This window comes from Bradyrhizobium uaiense, assembly GCF_010811875.1.
GTDB classification, from domain to species: Bacteria; Pseudomonadota; Alphaproteobacteria; order Rhizobiales; family Xanthobacteraceae; genus Bradyrhizobium; species Bradyrhizobium uaiense.
This window is the reverse complement of record NZ_VKHP01000028.1, coordinates 36935-53775: the sequence shown is the minus strand read 5'-3', so window position 1 is coordinate 53775 and position 16841 is coordinate 36935. Positions and strand designations below refer to the sequence as shown.

Genomic DNA, 16841 nt, shown 5'->3' with positions numbered 1-16841 from the left:
CCTGCTGCGCGGCTTCGCCAACTGGGCGATCTATCGCGACCATATCCCGAACAACGCGGTGAACTGGATCACGCAGAAGAATTTCGGCTTCAGCGACGCGGCCGATCTGTTCGTGTTCATCTCCGGCATCGACAAGCTAGCCCAGATCTCGGCCGATCAGATTTCGTCGATCGGCTCGCAGGACATGAACGACAACGTCTGGTTCGACCTCGTCAAGCGCATCCGCACGGCTATCGACAACAAGGAGGTCGACGGCGTCGTCATCACGCACGGCACCGACACGATGGAGGAGACGGCGTTCTTCTTGCAAAACGTGCTCGACACCGACATGCCGGTCGTGCTGGTCGGATCGATGCGGCCCTCGACCGCGATCGGCGCCGATGGTCCCGCCAATCTTTACGATGCGATGCGGGTCGCCTCGGCGCCGGAATCCCGCGGCCGCGGTGTGCTTGTGGTGCTCAACGACACCATCCATGCGGCGCGCTGGGTTCAGAAGACCAATACCACCAGCGTCCAGACGTTCCGCTCGCCCGATGCCGGGCCGATCGGTTACGTCGACACCGGTTCGCTGCGCTTCCTGCACCCGGCGGCACCGGTGAAAGCCGCCGCGCTGAAGCTGCCGGACGCTCCGCCCTTGCCGCGGGTCGACATCATCTATTCGCACGCCAACATGGACGCCGCGGAGGTCGAGGATGCGGTCAAGCGCGGCGCCAAAGGCATCGTGCTGGCCGGCGTCGGCGACGGCAATTCATCTAAGGGCGCGATCGATGCGCTGGCGGCGGCGGCGAAACAGGGCGTCGTGGTGGTGCGCTCGACCCGCGTCGGCTCGGGTTATGTGAACCGCAACGTCGAGGTCGAGGACGACAAGCTCGGCTTTGCGGTCTCGCTCGATCTCAATCCGCAGAAGGCCCGCGTCTTGCTCGAGCTCCTGATCGCCAACGGCATCACCGATCCCAAGGCGGTGCAGCAGGCGTTCGCCCAGCCGTGATCGTGCGGCCCGCGGGTCGCGCCGCTAGTGGCTCTTGGAGCGGTTTGGCTGCTCGCCGTGCCGCGAGCAGCAGGGCGCGGGCCTGTGCGATGCGTGACATCACGGTGGTGACGGGAACGCCGGTGACCTCGGCGATCTCCTTGTAGGAGAGGTCGATCACGTCGCGCAGGGCGATGACCTCGCCGAGCGGCGCGGGTAGCTCGCCAATGAGTTGCCGAATTGTCGGGACGTCGCGATGCTCCGACGCTGCGTTGTTGTTCGTCGGTGTAGCGCGGCGGCCGAGCATCTCGCCACGTCTTTCCTGGCAGACGGCTCTGAGAATCGCGAGCAGCCAAGGCCTGACGGCCGGACCGCGAACGCCGTCGAATTGCCGCAGCGCACGCAGATAGCAGTCCTGCACGGCCCGTTCGGCGTCCACCTCGGTTCGCATCAGGATTTGGGCGAGTGCATAGGCATCGTCGAGCCACGGCAGGGCCGCGTCACGAAACTGCTGCGCCGTTTTATTCCCGGCTTTCGCGCTTCGCATCATAGGGTTGCATCTCGTGAATAGCTTTACCAGCAATCGGCGGAGTGGTATCAGGCTCCCCACCGGGGTCGTGGACCGTCGCGCCAAGCGTAGGGACAGGAACGACACGCGCACGACACATGCGCATATCGGGCGACAAGTGATCGATCGTGCCAGCGTTGTGGTCGATCGGGCGTTCGGAGCGGATCATGTCCGAGACACAGGTGCCCAACCGTTTCTCGATCTTCCATCGCGGGCTGGCGAAAGGGCCGGCCTATGAGGCGTGGCGCGAAGGCATTTGCCGCGGCTTCTGCCGGCTCGACGTCGGACCGACCGACGACGTCAGCATCGATTGCCACAACGAATTCACGCTGCTGCACACGGTCGCGATCGCGACGCCGCGCGGCGGCTCGGCCCGCTTCGCCCGTACCCGACCCCTTCTGAACGACGGCTGCGACGACCTGGTGCTGATCTTTGCGACCCGCGGCACGGTGCAGGTCACGCAAGGCAGCAAGGCGATCGAGATTACGTGCGGCCAGATGTGTCTCACCGAGATGAACATCGTCGGCACTGCCGACCTCACCCAGTCCGGCAGCTTTACGACCACGCGGTTTCCGCGACGCCTCCTGCTTCAGGTCGCACCATCAGCGGAGACGCAACTGGCGCGCGCGCTCGGCCGCGACATTGCCTTGAGTGCGATGATCGAGCGCTATTCGGCGCTCTGCACCGATCTCGCCAGCGACCTGGACCTGCCGGGCCAGCAGGCGGCGGCGCATCACCTCGCCGATCTGGTCGGTCTCGTGCTCGGCAGCAGTGCCGAGACGAAGGAATTGGTTGCACGGGATGGCATCGCGACGGCGCGGCTGGAGCTGATGAAGGCCGATGTCCTGAAGAATCTCGACAACGGCAAGCTGACGATCGAGGCCATCGCAAAAGCAAACGCGCTGAGTACGCGGCAGGCGCAGCGCCTGTTCGCGTCCGAAGGCACCACGTTCTCGGAATTCGTGCTGGAGCAGCGCCTGCTGTTGGCGCGCCGGCTGCTGCTGCACGAGCAGGGCAGCGGCCGCAAGGTCAGCGACATCGCCTATACGGTCGGCTTCAACGACCTGTCCTATTTTCACCGCTCGTTCCGCCGGAAGTTCGGTATCGCGCCGGCGGAGATGCAGATGGAACTTGGGCGCCGGCATTGAACGCGTCCCGCTGGTGACGTAGAGCAGGGGTCTGGCTCCATCTTAAGCACGTGTGTCTCCATGCCTCTCTGGACCTGCGAACAATGCGGCGCGCAATTTCCTGAAACTGCGGCGCCGCCGCCGGCTTGCCCGATCTGCGAGGACGAGCGACAATATGTGAACTGGAAGGGGCAGGCTTGGCTGACGCGCGAGGAGCTCGCGCAACGTCACCAACTGGTCTGGCGCGACGATCTCGGCCTGGTCGGGATCGCGCTCGAGCCGCCATTCGCGATCGGGCAACGCGCGCTGCTGGTGCCGGATCGTGGGGGTTGCGTGATGTGGGACTGCGTGCCGCTCGCAACGGTGGAGGCGATCGCGCATGTCAGATCGCTCGGCGGGCTGAAGGCGATCGCGATCTCGCATCCGCATTACTATGGCGCGGTCGCCGACTGGAGCGCGGCGTTCGACGACGCGCCGGTCTATCTGCACGGCGACGACGCGCAATGGGTGACGCGGCCCACTCCATCGATCGTGCCGTGGCAGGGTGACAGCCACCGCATTTCCGACGACATCCTGCTGGTGCGCGGCGGCGGACATTTCGCCGGCGCCACCATGCTGCATTGGCGCAAGGGCGCCGACGGGCGCGGTGCGCTCTTGACCGGGGACATCGCGATGGTGGCGATGGATCGCCGATCGGTCAGCTTCATGTACTCCTATCCGAACTATATTCCGCTCAACGCTGCAGCGGTCCGCCGCGTCGCGCGCGCGGTCGCGCCGCTGGCGTATGATCGGATCTACGGCGCGTGGTGGGGCAAGAACATCGCCACCGATGCCAAGGCGGCGTTCGACCGTTCAGTCGAGCGCTATATCGCAGCGATTTCGGACTGATGGTTCCCCCCGCTCGCCTTGCCACGCGGCGCGTTCGCGCTATATCAGGGCTTTCCCGCCACTTAAGGTTTGTCCGAGTTTCCGCATGACCACAACTGCCGCCGCCGAATCCCAGCCGTTCCAGGCCGAGGTTGCCGAATTGCTGCACCTGATGGTGCATTCGGTCTATTCCGAGACCGATATCTTCCTGCGCGAGCTGATCTCGAACGCGTCGGATGCCTGCGACAAGCTGCGCTACGAGGCGATCGCCAATCCCGGCCTGATCACCGACGGCACGCCGCCGGAAATCAGGATCGTGCCGAACAAGACGGCCAACACGCTTGCCGTGGTCGACACCGGCATCGGCATGGAGCGGCAGGAGCTGATCGACAATCTCGGCACCATCGCGCGCTCCGGCACCAAATCGTTCCTGTCGAAGCTGACCGAAGCCAAGGACGGCGCCAATCTGATCGGCCAGTTCGGCGTCGGCTTCTATGCCGCGTTCATGGTCGCCGAGAAGATCGTCGTCACCAGCCGTCGCGCCGGCAGCGATGAAGTCTGGGTGTGGTCGTCGGAAGGCGGCAGCGGCTTCGAGATCGCCCCCGCCAGCGAGGAAGCCGCACAGCGCGTGGCGCGCGGCACCGAGATCGTGCTGCATCTGAAAAAGGACGCCGCCAAATATCTCGAGATCTACGAGATCGAGCGCATCGTCCGGGAATATTCCGACAACATCCAGTTTCCGATTCTGTTGGTGCCGGAGGAAGGCGAGCCGCGCCAGATCAATTCGGCCAGCGCGCTGTGGCAGCGCTCGAAATCCGAGCTCAAGCCGGAAGACTATGCGCAGGCTTACAAGCAGATTGCGGGCGCGTTCGACGAGCCGGCGATGACGCTGCATTACCGCGCCGAGGGCCGGCAGTCCTACGCCGTGCTGCTGTTCGCGCCGTCGCAGAAGCCGTTCGACCTATTTCAGGTCGAGCGCAAGGGCAAGGTCAAGCTCTACGTCCGCCGCGTCTTCATCGCGGACGACGCCGAGCTGTTGCCGGCTTACTTGCGCTTCATCCGCGGCGCGATCGACAGCGAGGACCTGCCGCTCAACATCTCGCGCGAGATGCTGCAGAACAATCCGCAACTCGCCCAGATCCGCAAGGCCGTCACCAGCCGCGTCGTCAGCGAGTTGGAAACGCTCGGGGAGAAGGAGCCGGAGACCTTTGCAAAGATCTGGGACGCGTTCGGCCCGGTCATCAAGGAGGGCCTGTGGGAAGACTTCGAGCGCCGCGAGAAGCTCTTGGCGCTGGCGCGTTTCACCACGACGTCGGGCGAGAACCGCTCGCTGAAGCAATATGTCGACGACTTCAAGCCGAACCAGACTGAGATCTATTATCTGGCCGGTGACAGCGTCGAGCGGCTGAAGTCGAACCCCAAGCTGGAATCGGCGCGCGCCCGCGGCATCGAGGTGCTGCTCTTGACCGATCCCGTCGATGCGTTCTGGACCTCGGCGCCAATTGATTTCGGCGGCAAGCCGCTGAAGTCGCTGAGCCAGGGTGACGTCGATTTCGGCCTGATCCCGCTCGTCGACGACAAGGCCGAGGACAAGGCGGACAAGCCCGAGGCCGATGCCGCGACCACGATCGCCGTGATCAAGGATGCGCTCGGCGAGCGCGTCTCCGATGTCCGCGCCTCGCAGCGGCTGACGTCGAGTGCGTCCTGCCTCGTTGCCGGCGGCGACGCGCGCGACCGCGCGCTGGAGCGGCTGCTCGCCCAGCAGAACCGCGGCGAGATCACCAAGCCGATCCTCGAGATCAACCTGCGCCACCCGCTGGTCGCCGCACTCGCGACCGACACCGCGCAGGGCAAGGACCTCTCGCTGCTGCTGTTCGAGCAGGCGCAGATCCTCGATGGCGAGATGCCCGACGACCCCGCCGCATTCGCGAGCCGCTTGAACCAGCTCGTGCTGCGCGGACTGGGGAAGTAGGCGAGATTCCCAGATCTGTAGCCCGTCATCCTGAGGCGCGAGCTCTTGCGAGCCTCGAAGGATGCACGGTCGAGCTGTTGCAGCGGGGCCCGTCGTGCTTCGAGACGGCCGCTGCGCGGCCTCCTCAGCATGACGGGACGGGCAGCCGTCGGTTCACCGACGAGCTTGACATGCCGCGGGTAATTGATGTTATGTTATAACATAACATCAAGCGAAAGCCGCATGTCCCGCCGCCGCCTATCCCTCCAGCAACTGTTTGATCTCGATGCAAAAACTCCCCGTCACCATCTTGTCCGGCTTCCTTGGGGCTGGAAAGACCACTTTGCTGAACCACGTCCTGAACAACCGCCACGGCCTGAAGGTTGCGGTGATTGTGAACGACATGAGCGAGGTGAACATCGACGCCGACCTCGTTCGCGATGGCGGTGCGAACCTGTCCCGGACTGACGAAAAACTGGTCGAGATGAGCAATGGCTGCATCTGCTGCACCCTGCGCGACGATCTCCTGAAGGAGGTGCGCGCGCTCGCCGAAAGCGGCCGCTTCGACTATCTGCTGATCGAATCGACCGGGATCTCCGAGCCGCTGCCGGTCGCCGCGACCTTCGAGTTTCGCGATGAAGATGGCGAGAGCCTTTCCGATGTCGCGCGCCTCGACACCATGGTCACGGTGGTCGATGCCGCCAATCTGCTGAAGGATTACGCATCGACCGATTTCCTCAGCCAGCGCGGCGAGGCGCTCGACGGCGACAAGCGCACGCTGGTCGATCTCCTGGTCGAGCAGATCGAGTTCGCCGATGTCGTCGTGCTGAACAAGGTCGATGCCGCGACGCCCGCGCAACGCGAAGCTGCCCGCACCATCGTACGCGCGCTCAATCCCGATGCCGACCTCGTCGAGGCGAGCTTTGCACAAGTCCCGTTCGACCGCGTGCTCGACACCGGCCGCTTCGCCTATGAACGGGCGCAGCAGCATCCGCTGTGGCACAAGGAGCTCTACGGTTTTGCCGAACATGTGCCGGAGACCGAGGAGTACGGCATCAAGAGCTTCGTCTATCGCGCACGGCGTCCGTTCGACCCGGTGCGCTTCCATGCCTTCCTGCGCGAGAGCTGGGCCGGCGTGATCCGCGCCAAGGGCCATTTCTGGATCGCGACGCGGCCGGATTGGTGCGGTGAGCTGAGCCAGGCCGGCGCGATCGTCCGCACCGAAGGCCTCGGCTCCTGGTGGGCGGCAATCCCGCGCGAGCGCTGGCCGGATCATCCCGACTGGCGGCTGATGATGCAGCGGAGCTGGAACGATCTCTATGGCGACCGCCGGCAGGAGCTGGTCTTCATCGGCTCCGGGATGAACGAGGACGACATTCGCCGTCGTCTCGATGCCTGCCTGATCGCGGGCAGGCCGGGCATGGACCCGCAAGCCTGGACCGAGTTGCACGATCCGTTTCCGCCGTGGAGGAGGGCAGGCGAGGCGGCGTGAGGTGATCGAAGTGCGCCCTCTATGCCCCGTCATCCTGAGGTGCGAGCGAAGCGAGCCTCGAAGGATGAATCGGCCACGGATGTCCCTGCGACGCACCATCCGATCCTGGCGAAAGTCGGGCCGTCGACCCTTCGAGACGCGCGCCAAGGCGCGCTCCTCAGGGTGACGGTGAACAGACGCCACAGGCTCCGGGGAAAACCCGGTCCAAATCCGCACCGTATCTGCTAGAGAGTTTCACAGCAGGGCGGAAACGGCGGCGTTGCGATGGCTGGCGGCAGCGAGATCTTCTACGGCAGCATTCCGGTGTTTCGCGGCTTCGCGCGGCTGATGGATCCCGCGCTGTATGCGCCGTTGCCCGATGACTGGACCGTCGGCGTCGCCGATATCGTGGAATCGACCAAGGCGATTGCGGCGCAGCGCTACAAGGCGGTCAACATGGCCGGCGCCGCGGTGGTCGCCTCGGTCACCAATGCGCTGGATGGCCGCGAATTCCCCTTCGTGTTCGGCGGCGATGGCGCGAGCTTCGCCGTCTCCCCAGCCGATCTCGACAAAGCGCGCGAGGCGCTGGCTGCGACCGCGCGCTGGGTGCGCGACGATCTCGATCTCGTGCTGCGCGTAGCCTTGATGCCGGTGTCGGCGATCCGCGCGGCGGGCGCCGACGTTCGCGTCGCGCGCTTCGGGCCGTCGGCCAATCTCTCTTACGCGATGTTCTCCGGTGGTGGTCTCGCTTACGCCGATGCCGCGATGAAGCGCGGCGAATTCGCGGTCGATCCGGCGCCGCCGGGCACCCAGCCCGATCTGTCCGGCCTGTCCTGCCGCTTCGAGGTGATGCCGTCCGCGCGCGGCGTCATCCTCTCGGTGCTGGTGCTGCCGGCAAAGGACGCCGATCCCGCTTCCTTCCGCAAGGTGATCGAGGACATTGTCGTCCGCATCGAGAAAAGCCCCGATGCCGGACGGCCGGTGCCTGCAGACGGCCCGCCGCTGCGCTGGCCGCCGCAGGGGATGGAGTACGAGGCGCGGGCGCGACGCGGCCGCTCGCTCGCGCTGCGCCGTGCCACGGTGCTCGCGTTCACGTTATGGGCCTACACGTTGATGCGGTTCAATATCCCGGTCGGCAAGTTCGTGCCGAAAAATTATGTGCGGCAGCTGGTCGAGAACTCCGACTTCCGCAAGTTCGACGACGGCCTGCGCATGATCCTGGACTGCACGCCGAAGCTCGCCGCCGAGCTCGAGCAGCGCCTGGTTGCGGCAGCCGCGCAAGGCGTCGTGCGCTACGGCCTGCATGAACAGGACGCTGCGATGATGACCTGCTTCACCCCGTCGGTGATGCGCGCCGACCACGTCCATTTCATCGACGGCGCCCGCGGCGGTTACGCCTCGGCCGCCACCGTGCTGAAGACGCGCGCGGCGTAGATTCGGGGCGAGGGAGCACGCAGTCCCCCTGCGGCTTACCTTCCGACGCGCGTCCAGGTTTCGCCGCCGCACAGGGCGCCGACGCAGCCTTCGACGCGCAGCGTGCTCTCGCCGGTCACCGAGATGCTGCTCGCATAGGTGCCGCCGTCGTCGGCATTGTAGATCTGTCCCGACCATTTGCCTGCGGCGACCGGCTGCATGCCGGAGAACAGCGGCAGCCCGATGATCGGCCGGTTAGCCAGCGACGGATTGGAATTCTTGTTGTCGACCTGCGGCTTGCCGGTCATCGGATCGATCGGGTCGCGCAGGCTCACCACCACGCCGCAGATGCCGCCACCGCATTTGCTGATCTTGACGCGGGCGTCGCCCGCCTGGGTCTGCCAGACGCCGAAAGGCTCAGGCGCGCCCTCCGCATGCGCGGCAGGCGCGGCGAGCGCCGTCGCGATGATTGCGATCACGAATCCGAATTTGCAGACCATGGCTGTTCCCCAAAAGGTCGGCCTGCATAACAAGTCGAAAGATTTCTGCAATGTCATATTCGTCCGGCCAGGCGCGTGTGGCCCGGAAAATTTTGTTGTGTATTCCGGCGATGGTCATACTCAGGCAGGGCTTGTGGCGATGCTATCCCCAGCGGGTCAGCCGAATCGATATGATGGTGGCGAGGCCGAATGCGACCATCGCAGCCCCGACCAGTGCAAACAGCGTCCAGGCCGGGGCGCTCACGGTAGCAAGCCACCAGCCGCCGATGCCGACCAGCAGCAGGCGGATGGTGCCGGCCAGCACCGGTCCACCGACCTTGGCCGCGCCTTGCGAAGAGAAATAAAGGCAGACGCCGACGCCGAAGAAGCCGAAGGCCGGACCCGCCAGCGCGAAATAGGACGAGGCGGCCGCGGTGACGCCGGGATCGCTGGTGAACAGCGCAATCCACAGCGTCGGCTTCAGTGCGACCACAAGGCCGACCAGCCCGACGACAAGTCCGGCGACCGTGCCGGCCGTCCACGCGACCTTGCGGGCCCGCGTGACAAGTCCGGCGCCGATCGCCATGCCGACCATCGGCACCGAGGCGACGCCGACCGCGAACGCGATCGGGATCAGCAGGAATTCCAGCCGCGAGCCCATGCCGTACCCGGCCAGCGTCTCGGTGCCGAAGCCTGCCAGGATCTTGGTGAAGATCAGGATGGTCAGCACGCTCTGCAACGGCGACAGGCAGGAGATCGCGCCGACCTTGAGGATGTCCAAAAACATCGCGCGCTGGAAGCTGAAGGCTTTGAAGTCGAGCTTCAACCGGCTGCGGCCGGAGGCGAGATACCAGGCGAGGAAGATCGCACCACACGTGAAGGCCGTGAGCTGGCCCGCGGCGACGCCGCGCATGCCAAGGCTCGGCACGCCGAACAGCCCGAGACCCAACACGCCGCCGACCGCGATCTGGATCATCGAAGTGGTGATCAGCGTCATCGAGGGGATTCGCATGTCGCCGGTGCCACGCACGACGGAGGCAAGCGTGTTGACCAGCCAGATCGAGATCGCGCCGGAGAACAGCACCTGCGAATAGTGCATCGATTGCTCGAGCACGCCGCCGCGGCCGCCGAGCAGCGCATAGAAGTTGCGGCCGAAGCCGAGCATCATCACGGTGAAGAACAATCCGCCGCAGGCCCCGATGATCGCCGCATGCAGCGCGAGATCCGCGGCGCGGTCGCGGTCGCCGGCGCCGATCGCGCGGCTGATCGCCGACGAAACGCCGCCGCCCATCGCGCCTGCCGACATCATCTGCGTCAGCATCGCGAACGGAAACACCAGCGCGATGCCCGCCAGCGGCTCGGTGCCGAGCCGGCCGATGTAAGAGGTCTCGGCCACTGCGACCAGCGTCGAGCCGAACATGGCGATAGTATTGGGGACCGCGAGTCTGAGCAGCGTCGGCAGGATCGGCGCCGTGAGCAGGTGATCGACCGGCACCGCGGGCGTGGCTGGTCGGATATCCTCGATCGCCGCTTCAATGGTCATGCGTCGCGACTCGCGGGTATCGGAGGGCGATTGAACGGCTTGTCCGCGAGCTCGCTTCGCCTCTCCCGCTTGCGGGGGAGGCCGACGCGCGCGCAGCGCGTGGCGGTTGGGGGCTCTCTCCAAGGAGTGACTCGTGGAGAGAGCCCCCACCCCGACCCTCCCCCGCAAGCGGGAGAGGGGGTCCACTGTCGATGCGGCTGGATATCGATGCCAAAACGATCGGGCTCGCAGGAATAAATGATGGTCGACATGTTACAGTGTGCGTCACATGCAAGCCACCCGTGCCCGCGCAGGGGTCACCACGGCAGGCCGCATAGGTCGATCTTGCCCTGGCGCGGCGCGCGGACGATGTCGTTGACGAATGGCGCTATCGCCTCGAAGCGGATCTGCCCCGAGGGCTGTTCGCAAACGACTTCGCCGGTGAAGGGATGCCAGCCGCGCGCCTGGTAGAACGCGAAATTGTGCGGCTCGCAGAATAAGATTGCAAATTTCACCGCATCGTTGGCACGAATGGTGTGCACGGCGGCGTCGAGCGCGAGTGACGCATAGCCGCGCCCTCGGCAATCCGCGCGGGTCGAGACCCCGCCGATGCCGCCGACATGCACCTTGTGGCCATTCCAGGTGATGGTCCGGAAATAGATACCGACATGGCAGGCCAGTCCGCTGTCGTCGGGCGCGTCGAGCAGCACGCGCAAAGCCGCATGAGCCCATTTGATATCGGCCCAGCTCTTGTTCTGCATGACATCCGGGCTCCAGACCGCCCGAAGCAGCGGCTCGGCGCGCTGCCATGACGCATCTCCGTTGAGAATGTCGATTTCGATGCTCATCGTCGCCGTCCTGGGTCTGCTTTGGGCTGTGCCGATCCGTCATACACGATCTGAAAATGCGGTGTTTCTCCGCCGTGGAACCTTCTATAAGGGGGACCCGTTAAGTGTAGTCTCCCACCCTCTGTTGGACATTACCCCATGACCTTCACGCTACCCGATCTGCCCTATGCCCACGACGCCCTTGCGCCCTACATGTCCAAGGAAACGCTGGAGTTTCACCACGACAAGCATCACCAGGCCTACGTCACCAACGGCAACAACGCGATCAAGGGGACCGAATTCGAAGGCAAGTCCCTCGAAGAGATCGTGAAGGGTTCGTTCGGCAAGAACGCGGCCGTCTTCAACAATGCCGGTCAGCACTACAACCACATCCACTTCTGGAAGTGGATGAAGCCGAATGGCGGTGGCAGCAAGCTGCCCGGTCGCCTGGAAAAGAAGATCAACGAGGACCTCGGCGGCTTCGAGAAGTTCAAGGCCGATTTCGCCGCCGCCGGCGTTGGCCAGTTCGGCTCCGGCTGGGCCTGGCTTCAGGTCAAGGGCGGCAAGCTCGAGATCGCCAAGACCCCGAACGGCGAGAACCCGCTGGTCCACGGCGCGGTGCCGATCCTCGGCGTCGACGTCTGGGAGCACTCCTACTACATCGACTACCGCAACCGCCGTCCGGACTATCTGAAGGCGTTCGTCGACAGCCTCGTTAATTGGGACTATGTCGACGAACTGTTCGGCAAGGCCGGCTAAGCGCAGGCGATGTCATTCCCGGGTGCGCAATTGCGCACCTGAGGGCGATGCGAAGCATCGTCCCCGGAATCCATCGGGCCGCACGCTTGATGGATGAAGGGATTCCGGGGTCGGTCCTGCGGACCGCCCCGAAATGACGACGAGAGCTTTTTTGGAAGGGCGGCAGCATCGATTGCCGCCCTTTTTGTTTTCTTGCGACATCATCCGCCATGCGGCACAAAGCCCCCATGGGGCAACTGACCAGCTATCTCCTCGTCTTCTTCGGCGGCGGCCTTGGTGCGACGCTGCGCCACCTGATCAACGTCACCTGCGCACGCTGCATCGGCATCGCGTTTCCCTGGGGCACCTTCATCATCAACATCACCGGCTCGACCGTGATGGGCCTGATCGCCGGCTATCTCGCCTTCAAGGGCGAGGCCTCGCAGCCCTGGCGACTGTTCCTGATGACCGGCATCCTCGGCGGCTACACCACCTTCTCCGCGTTCTCGCTCGACACCGCGCTGCTCTATGAGCGTGGCGAGCTCGGGCTCGCGGTGCTGTATGTCGCGGGTTCGGTGGCGTTGTCGATCATGGGGCTGTTCGCCGGATTGGCGATCGTGCGGCATTTGACCTGAGACGCGCCTCGCGCCGTCGTCATTCCCCGATGCGCAATTGCGCACCTGAGGGTACGCGACAGACGCGTGCGAGAAGGCGTGCAGCAAATCGAGTGATGTAAGCACCCCTCTCCCCACCCTCTCCCCTTGCGGGAGAGGGTGGGGAGAGGGGTGGCCCCGGGCGAGATGATCGATGAGTGTATCGCGCCCGCAAATTGTTCGCTTGTCGTCGTGATGAATACGGAGCGCGCACGTCGTGTGGCGCCCCTCTCCCCAACCCTCCCCCGCAAGGGGGGAGGGAGCCCTGCCGCCGGTGGCTCCCTCACGCGCGTGCGACTGAGTTGATCCAGGACGATGCGGAGAAGGCGTGCCGCCTTGCACACATAACCTGCAACCGGCCGCAACCCGTTCATCTCGGGAACCCGCCAACTCCCTGCGCCGGCGGCAATTCCCGCCTCCAAATTTCCCTTTGGTAACTTCGCCTTAACCATGATTAGCGTTTGGTTAGGGTCGGAATGCCGCGTGAAAAGCCCTCGTTTTGACATGTTGGCAGGGGAATCAGGACCCGGCTTTGGACGGGCCCCCCATGCGACAGATGTAAGAGGCTCTCGCGCAGTTTTTGCCGCGCCGGGCGCGCGGCCGTCGAACCGCTGCCGGTTGGCAGCCCGCCGAATTGGGACACTTGCGTTGAGAGGATATTGCCGATGAATCCCGCCGATGTGGCTCAATCAACTCTGCCACTGGCATCGAGCGATGTGTCGCTGATCGCATTGTTTTGGCAGGCCCATTGGGTCGTCAAATGCGTGATGTTGGGACTTCTGTCCTGCTCGGTGTGGGTCTGGGCGATCGCGATCGACAAGATCCTGCTCTACGCCCGCACCAAGCGGGCGATGGACAAGTTCGAGCAGGCATTCTGGTCCGGCCAGTCGATCGAGGAACTCTACCGGGCGCTCTCGGCCAAGCCGACCCAGTCCATGGCGGCCTGCTTCGTGGCGGCGATGCGGGAGTGGAAGCGCTCGTTCGAGAGCCAGTCGCGGTCCTTTGCCGGCCTCCAGGCCCGGATCGAGAAGGTCATGAACGTCTCGATTGCCCGGGAGGTGGAGCGGCTGGAACGGCGGCTCCTGGTGCTGGCCACCGTGGGCTCGGCCGGCCCCTTTGTCGGCCTGTTCGGCACCGTCTGGGGCATCATGTCGAGCTTCCAGTCGATCGCGGCCTCGAAAAACACCTCCCTGGCCGTGGTGGCGCCCGGTATCGCGGAAGCGCTATTTGCCACCGCAATCGGCCTGATTGCCGCAATTCCGGCGACTATTTTCTACAATAAGTTCACTTCGGAGGTGAACCGGCAGGCCGCGCGCCTGGAGGGGTTCGCCGACGAATTCTCCGCCATCCTGTCGCGTCAGATCGACGAGCGGGGCTGAGAGGCGTGATGGTCAGTTTTGCGAGCGCACGATCATGGCGATGAGCATGGCAGGGTCCGGCGGTGGTGGCAGACGCCGCCGCGGACGCAAGCCGGTCATGGCCGAGATCAACGTCACGCCGATGGTCGACGTGATGCTGGTGCTGCTCATCATCTTCATGGTGGCGGCGCCGCTGATGACGTCGAACATCGACATCGACCTGCCGGTCGCGAGCGGCGGCAAGTCGATCTCGTCGAACCAGCCGCCCTTGACGCTGTCGGTCAAGCGCACCGGTGGCGGCTGCAACTCGAATGTCGAGCTCTATCTGGGTGACGCGCCGGTCACGGCGGCCGATTTTCCGGCCAAGATCAAGGCGATCGGAGATGCCCGGTCCGATGCCGAAAAAGTGGTCTATCTGCGTGGCGACAAGGACGTCTGTTACACGGATATGATGAAATTGCTCGGGGAAGTCCGGGCCGCGGGATTCAAGGCGAATATCGTCATCATCCCGGAAGGCGGATAACCACCATGCCAAGGCACGGGGAAGCCTGATTTGAAGGTCAAGGTCGACAAGACTCTGGCGGCATCGATTGTCCTGCACGTCCTCGTGATCGGGTGGGGCCTCGTATCGTTTTCGACCAGGGCGTACGTGATGCCCGAAGAGGAATCCGTTGCCGTCGATGTGATCTCGCCCGACCAGCTCTCGCATGTCATGGCCGGCCAGAAGGACGGCAAGAAGGAAAATCCCAAGCCACTGGTCGACAAGGTCGCCGAAGCCAAGCCGGTCGACGACACCGTCGGCAAGGTCGAGGAAAAGAAGCCGCCTGTGGTGACCGATACCGCGCCGCAGCCGGCGCCGAAGGTGGAGAAGCCGGAAGACAAGAAGCCGGATCCGCCGAAGAAGGTCGAGAATAAGCCGAAGGAAGAGCCGAAGCCGGTCGAGAAGAAGCCCGATCCGGTGAAGCCCGACCCGATCGCGGAAGCGATCAAGAAGGAAGAGAAGAAGCCGCCGCCGAAGCCGGTCCAGCAGGCCGCCAAGCCGCCGCCGGAGCAGAAGCCGAAGGATCGCGTGTTCGACCAGAGCAAGATCGCAGCGCTGCTCGACAAGCGTGACCCGACGCGCGCCGCGGCGACCGGCGATACGCTCAATGCCAATGCGGCGCTCGGGACGGCGAAGGGCAAGGCCGCCGACAATTCCGCGACCTGGGGCGCGATGTTCCGGCAGCAGGTCGAGCGCTGCTGGAAGAAGCCTTACGGTGGAATAGAGGCACAGATGGCAGAGGCCGTGTTCTCCATCCATTTGAAGCGCGACGGCACGCTGGAAGGCATGCCGGTCGTGGTGGGAACGGCGAAGACGCCCTATCTTCGGGTGTATCAGGAGAGTGGCTTGCGCGCGATCATCGAGTGCCAGCCCTATCGATTGCCTCCAGGTTTCTTTGAGGAGTGGCAGTTCTTTGAGCCGGCCTTTACCGAGAGGCAGAGCTGAAAATGCGCGCCACTGTTTACGAGCATGAGTTCGAGCGATGATTGACAAGACCCGATTGCCTGAAACGCTATTCCGTCCGAGCCGCCGGCATATCCTGGCCGGAATGGCGTCCGCTGGCGCGATGCTGGGCGGACTCGCCGGTCCCGCGTTCGCTCAGAAGCGGATCACCATCACCGAGGGCGAGTTCGCTCCGGTGCCGATCGCGATCCCGAACTTTGCCGCCGGCACACCCGGCGACGCCGAAGTTGGCGTCGGCGTCACGCAGGTGATCACCAACAACCTGAAGCGCAGCGGCTTGTTCGCGCCGATCGATCAGGCGGCCTATCTCGAGAAGCAGATCAACATCGACGCTGCGCCGAACTTCAACAACTGGAAGAGCATCAACGCGCAGGCGCTGGTGACCGGCCGGATGACGCGCCAGGGCAACGGCCGCGTGAAGGCGGAATTCCGGCTCTGGGACGTCAACACCGGCCAGCAGCTTGCGGGCCAGCAGTACGACACCTCGGCCGAATACTGGCGGCGCATCGCGCACATCATCTCCGACCAGATCTACGAGCGCATGACCGGCGAGAAGGGCTACTTCGACACCCGCGTCGTGTTCGTCGACGAGAGCGGCTCGGCGGATCGCCGCGTCAAGCGGCTCGCGCTGATGGATCAGGACGGCGCCAATGTGCGCTATCTGACCCGCGGCTCGGATCTGGTGCTGACGCCGCGCTTCTCGCCGTCGACCCAGGAAATCACCTACATGGAGTTCGGGCAGGGCGACCCGCGCGTCTATCTGCTCAACATCGAGACCGGCCAGCGCGAGATCGTCGGCAACTTCCCGGGCATGTCGTTCTCACCGCGCTTCTCGCCCGACGGCCAGCGCGTGATCATGAGCTTGCAGCAGGGCGGCAACTCCAATCTGTTCGTGATGGATCTGCGCTCGAAGTCGATGACGCGGCTGACCGACACGCCGGCGATCGACACCTCGCCGTCCTACGCGCCTGACGGCACGCGGCTCTGCTTCGAATCCGATCGCGGCGGCAAGCCGCAGATCTATGTGATGCCGGCAACCGGCGGCGGCGCCCAGCGCATCTCGTTCGGCGACGGCACCTATTCGACGCCGGTTTGGTCGCCGCGCGGCGACTACATCGCGTTTACCAAGCAGGGCGGCGGGCAGTTCGCGATCGGCATCATGAAGCCCGACGGTTCGGGCGAGCGCATCCTGACCTCGGGATTCCACAATGAGGGGCCGACCTTCGCGCCGAATGGGCGCGTCGTGATGTTCTTCCGCGATCCCGGCGGCAACAGCGGTCCGTCGCTGTTCACCATCGACGTCTCCGGGCGCAATGAGTTGCGGGTCCCGACCCCCGGATTTGCTTCCGATCCGGCCTGGTCGCCGCTGTTGTCGTAAGCTCGCGCAGACCTGCTC

Annotated in this window: 16 protein-coding genes; 12 read left to right on the top strand and 4 right to left on the bottom strand. The window is 64.6% G+C overall.

Annotation, left to right across the window (positions count from 1 at the left end):
- A partial coding sequence (locus tag FNJ47_RS10065) for an asparaginase (RefSeq protein WP_235999745.1) occupies positions 1–988 on the top strand: 988 nt, incomplete at its 5' end.
- On the opposite strand, the gene FNJ47_RS10060 is transcribed toward FNJ47_RS10065, so the two are convergent.
- Complete coding sequence (locus FNJ47_RS10060; protein WP_163152919.1) at positions 945–1517, bottom strand: sigma factor-like helix-turn-helix DNA-binding protein; 573 nt, start codon at positions 1515–1517, stop codon at positions 945–947. The genes FNJ47_RS10065 and FNJ47_RS10060 overlap by 44 nt on opposite strands.
- A gap of 185 nt (positions 1518–1702) precedes the next feature.
- Between FNJ47_RS10060 and FNJ47_RS10055 the strand changes: the two genes are divergently transcribed.
- From FNJ47_RS10055 to FNJ47_RS10035, 5 genes are all read left to right on the top strand, one after another.
- Complete coding sequence (locus FNJ47_RS10055) at positions 1703–2683, top strand: AraC family transcriptional regulator (protein ID WP_235999742.1); 981 nt, start codon at positions 1703–1705, stop codon at positions 2681–2683.
- Positions 2684–2743: 60 nt separating this feature from the next.
- On the top strand, positions 2744–3550 hold the full coding sequence (locus FNJ47_RS10050) for an MBL fold metallo-hydrolase (protein ID WP_163152918.1): 807 nt from the start codon (positions 2744–2746) through the stop codon (positions 3548–3550).
- A gap of 85 nt (positions 3551–3635) precedes the next feature.
- Complete coding sequence (htpG, locus tag FNJ47_RS10045; protein WP_163152917.1) at positions 3636–5501, top strand: molecular chaperone HtpG; 1866 nt, start codon at positions 3636–3638, stop codon at positions 5499–5501.
- Positions 5502–5766: 265 nt separating this feature from the next.
- Entirely contained in the window at positions 5767–6972 is a 1206-nt protein-coding gene (gene zigA, locus FNJ47_RS10040) for a zinc metallochaperone GTPase ZigA (protein ID WP_163152916.1), read from the top strand.
- A 264-nt stretch (positions 6973–7236) separates the two neighbouring features.
- Positions 7237–8385 carry a DUF3095 domain-containing protein gene (locus FNJ47_RS10035; RefSeq protein ID WP_163152915.1) on the top strand — a complete coding sequence of 383 codons (1149 nt, stop codon included), beginning with the start codon at positions 7237–7239 and terminating at the stop codon, positions 8383–8385.
- Positions 8386–8420: 35 nt separating this feature from the next.
- Here FNJ47_RS10035 and FNJ47_RS10030 read toward each other — a convergent pair whose 3' ends face one another.
- The 3 genes from FNJ47_RS10030 to FNJ47_RS10020 form a co-directional block, all read right to left on the bottom strand.
- Positions 8421–8864 (bottom strand): DUF2147 domain-containing protein, encoded by a 444-nt coding sequence (locus tag FNJ47_RS10030; protein ID WP_163152914.1) that lies wholly within the window; start codon positions 8862–8864, stop codon positions 8421–8423.
- Positions 8865–9006: 142 nt separating this feature from the next.
- Complete coding sequence (locus FNJ47_RS10025) at positions 9007–10386, bottom strand: MATE family efflux transporter (protein WP_163152913.1); 1380 nt, start codon at positions 10384–10386, stop codon at positions 9007–9009.
- Positions 10387–10682: 296 nt separating this feature from the next.
- Entirely contained in the window at positions 10683–11213 is a 531-nt protein-coding gene (locus FNJ47_RS10020) for a GNAT family N-acetyltransferase (RefSeq protein WP_163152912.1), read from the bottom strand.
- Positions 11214–11351: 138 nt separating this feature from the next.
- On the opposite strand from FNJ47_RS10020, the gene FNJ47_RS10015 reads away from it, so the two are divergent.
- The 6 genes from FNJ47_RS10015 to tolB all read left to right on the top strand — a co-directional run bounded on the left by FNJ47_RS10015 (position 11352) and on the right by tolB (position 16823).
- On the top strand, positions 11352–11951 hold the full coding sequence (locus tag FNJ47_RS10015) for a superoxide dismutase (RefSeq protein WP_163152911.1): 600 nt from the start codon (positions 11352–11354) through the stop codon (positions 11949–11951).
- Between the two features lie 227 nt (positions 11952–12178).
- Entirely contained in the window at positions 12179–12565 is a 387-nt protein-coding gene (gene crcB / locus FNJ47_RS10010) for a fluoride efflux transporter CrcB (RefSeq protein WP_163152910.1), read from the top strand.
- A 683-nt stretch (positions 12566–13248) separates the two neighbouring features.
- Positions 13249–13962 (top strand): protein TolQ, encoded by a 714-nt coding sequence (gene tolQ, locus FNJ47_RS10005; RefSeq protein WP_016846954.1) that lies wholly within the window; start codon positions 13249–13251, stop codon positions 13960–13962.
- 34 nt (positions 13963–13996) lie between these two features.
- The gene (locus FNJ47_RS10000) at positions 13997–14464 is read left to right on the top strand and encodes a biopolymer transporter ExbD (protein ID WP_028340645.1); all 468 of its coding nucleotides are present in this window, start codon (positions 13997–13999) and stop codon (positions 14462–14464) included.
- Positions 14465–14494: 30 nt separating this feature from the next.
- Entirely contained in the window at positions 14495–15427 is a 933-nt protein-coding gene (locus FNJ47_RS09995) for a cell envelope integrity TolA family protein (protein WP_163152909.1), read from the top strand.
- 103 nt (positions 15428–15530) lie between these two features.
- Positions 15531–16823, top strand: a complete 1293-nt coding sequence (gene tolB / locus FNJ47_RS09990) for a Tol-Pal system beta propeller repeat protein TolB (protein ID WP_430649368.1) — start codon at positions 15531–15533, stop codon at positions 16821–16823.
- The last annotated feature ends 18 nt before the right edge of the window (positions 16824–16841 follow it).